This window comes from Polaromonas sp. (assembly GCF_030682935.1).
In the GTDB taxonomy this organism is placed as follows: domain Bacteria; phylum Pseudomonadota; class Gammaproteobacteria; order Burkholderiales; family Burkholderiaceae_C; genus Polaromonas.
The window spans coordinates 1-2,687 of record NZ_JAUXNA010000077.1 but is presented as its reverse complement, the minus strand read 5'-3'; the positions used below and the strand labels follow the sequence as shown (position 1 = coordinate 2,687).

3 protein-coding genes and 1 pseudogene are annotated in these 2,687 nt (G+C 57.8%); all 4 read left to right on the top strand.

Annotated features, from left to right (window positions below):
- Positions 1-344 (top strand): DUF2059 domain-containing protein (locus tag Q8K05_RS03075; RefSeq protein WP_305245069.1); only part of this gene is annotated, 344 nt, incomplete at its 5' end.
- The gene (serC, locus tag Q8K05_RS03070) at positions 341-1,459 is read left to right on the top strand and encodes a 3-phosphoserine/phosphohydroxythreonine transaminase (RefSeq protein ID WP_305245068.1); all 1,119 of its coding nucleotides are present in this window, start codon (positions 341-343) and stop codon (positions 1,457-1,459) included. The genes Q8K05_RS03075 and serC, both read left to right, overlap by 4 nt.
- Position 1,460: 1 nt before the next feature.
- Positions 1,461-2,543 carry a prephenate dehydratase gene (pheA, locus tag Q8K05_RS03065; protein ID WP_305245067.1) on the top strand — a complete coding sequence of 361 codons (1,083 nt, stop codon included), beginning with the start codon at positions 1,461-1,463 and terminating at the stop codon, positions 2,541-2,543.
- A gap of 50 nt (positions 2,544-2,593) precedes the next feature.
- A pseudogene (locus Q8K05_RS03060) lies at positions 2,594-2,687 on the top strand (prephenate dehydrogenase/arogenate dehydrogenase family protein); the annotation flags it as partial.

Here is a 2,687-nt window from a genome sequence, read left to right as displayed (position 1 = left end):
AAGCATCTGAAGCTCTCAATGCCGAGTTGAACAAGTATGCCGAAGACACCAAGCAGCTGATTGCCAAGCGGGTCAGCAAAGTCAGCGCGGACGTGCTTGTACCGGCCTATGCAGAGCGTTTTACGCTTGAAGAGCTTCAGCAGATTGCAGCATTTTTTGAGTCCCCAGCCATCAAGAAATACCAGGCCAGCGCCCCTGAACTGGGCAACGTCTTCGTCCAAAAACTGGTCGAAGCGACCCGCTCCGACGTCGTTGCACGCGCAAAGCAGTTCGATGATGCCGCGCTGAAAATTATCGGTAGCGCACCTGCGGCACCCGGGGCGGGCAAGCCAGCCAAGAAATGATCCGGCCTTTCAATTTTTCGGCAGGTCCCGCTGCATTGCCAGAGGAGGTTTTGCAACAGGCCGCCGCCGAAATGCTGGACTGGCACGGCAGCGGCATGAGCGTCATGGAGATGAGCCACCGAGGCAAGGAATTCGTGTCGATTTGCGAAAACGCAGAAGCTGATTTCCGTCAATTAATGGCCGTCCCGAAGCACTTCAAAATATTGTTCATGCAAGGCGGCGGTCTTGCAGAAAACGCCATCGTCCCACTGAATCTTTCGCGGGGTGAGTCGGCCGATTTCGTGGTGACCGGCAGCTGGAGCGACAAGTCGCAAAAAGAAGCACGCAAGTACTGCAACGTGCAAATCGCGGCCAGCAACGAAAGCACCGACCGCACCAGCCTGCCGCCGCCGGCCAGCTGGAACCTGCGGCCCAATGCCCGCTATGTGCATGTCTGCAGCAACGAAACCATTGATGGCGTGGAATTTCAGGAACTGCCTGACTTGAAGGCGCTGGGAACCGAGGCGCCGCTGGTCATCGATTTTTCATCCCACGTGGCGTCCAGGCCGGTGGACTGGTCCAAAGTTGGCCTGGCGTTTGGCGGCGCACAAAAAAACCTGGGCCCCGCCGGAGTCACGCTGGTGGTCGTGCGGGAGGACTTGCTCGGTCATGCGCTTCCCGTATGCCCCAGCGCTTTTGACTACAAAACAGTGGCCAACAACCACTCGATGTACAACACACCGCCGACCTACGCCATCTACATTGCAGGACTGACCTTCCAATGGCTAAAACGCCAAAATGAAGGTGAGGCGAATGCCCAGGTTTGGGGCATTGCTGCGATGGAAAAGCGCAATATTGCCAAGTCTCAGTTGCTTTACGACGCCATCGACCGTTCGCAGCTGTATGTCAATCGCGTCAGCAAGGATTGCCGTTCACGCATGAACGTGCCGTTTTTTCTGCGCGATGAATCGCGCAACGAGGCTTTCCTGGCCGGTGCCAAAACAAGAAGCCTGCTGCAGCTCAAGGGCCACAAGTCCGTGGGTGGCATGCGCGCCAGCATTTACAACGCAATGCCGCTGGCCGGCGTAGAGGCGCTGGTGGACTACCTGCAAGAATTCGAAAAAAAACACGCCTGACATGACTGCCACACTCGCTGATTTACGCGTCCAGATTGACGCGCTGGACAAGGAACTGCTGACCCTGCTGAACCGACGCGCACTGGTCGCCGAGCAGGTCGGGGAAGTCAAGAAGCGTGAAGGTACGCCTTTTTTCCGGCCTGACCGGGTTGCACAGGTCATTGAAAAGATCCAGCAAGCCAATACGGGCCCGCTCAAAAATGAGCATGTTGCCGCGGTCTGGCGTGAAATCATGTCAGCCTGTCTGGCGCTTGAGTCGCCCGTGCGGGTGGCTTACCTGGGCCCTGCCGGCACGTTCAGCGAAGAAGCCGCCGTGCGGTTTTTCGGCTCCAGCATTGAACACATTCCCTGTGCCAACTTTGATGAAGTGTTTCGCGCCGCCACGGCAGGTACGGCCGATTTTGGCGTGGTGCCGGTTGAGAACTCCACCGAAGGCGTAGTGTCGCGCTCGCTCGACCTGTTGCTGAACTCTCCGCTACACATCGTGGGTGAAATCAGCCTGATGGTGCGTCATAACCTGCTCAGGCTTTCCGAGTCACTGGAAAACATCGAGGCCGTTTATGCCCACCCGCAGGCGCTGGCGCAATGCCAGGGATGGCTGACCAGCCATTTGCCCCATGTCGAACGCCGTGCCGCATCGAGCAATGCAGAAGGGGCACGCCTGGCCACGACCAACCCGGCCTGGGCCGGTATCGCCAGCGATCGTGCGGCAACCCAATTCGCACTGCACACAGCGGCGCACGGGATTCAGGATGATGCCTTCAACCGTACACGTTTTGCCGTGATCTGCCTGCCGCAAACGCTGCCCGCCCCGCCCGCCTCCGGCAAGGATTGCACCAGCCTTGTGGTATCGGTTCCCAACCGTCCGGGCGCTGTGCATGACATCCTGGTGCCGCTGAAAACCCACGGCGTTTCCATGACCCGCTTTGAGTCGCGTCCAGCCCGTTCGGGCCATTGGGAATACTATTTTTATATCGACCTGCAAGGCCATCCATCGCAAGACCATGTGAAAGCTGCTCTTGCCGATTTACAGCAACTTTGCGCCTTCTATAAAGTTCTCGGCACTTACCCCATCAGCGACTGATCGGGAATCACGGCTAAATGAAGCGAGAACAACAAATTCAGGTGCCCGTTATGTTTGAACAATTAGGTCTCATCGGCTGCGGCCTGATGGGAGGTTCTTTTGCGTTGGCGCTCAAACGCGCCGGTCTGGTCAAGCGCGTCGTGG

What these genes read in the sequence shown, in the direction of transcription:
- serC (WP_305245068.1), top strand. Translation starts at nt 341, where the DNA reads ATGATCCGGCCTTTCAATTTTTCGGCAGGTCCCGCTGCATTGCCAGAG.
- pheA (WP_305245067.1), top strand. Translation starts at nt 1,461, where the DNA reads ATGACTGCCACACTCGCTGATTTACGCGTCCAGATTGACGCGCTGGAC.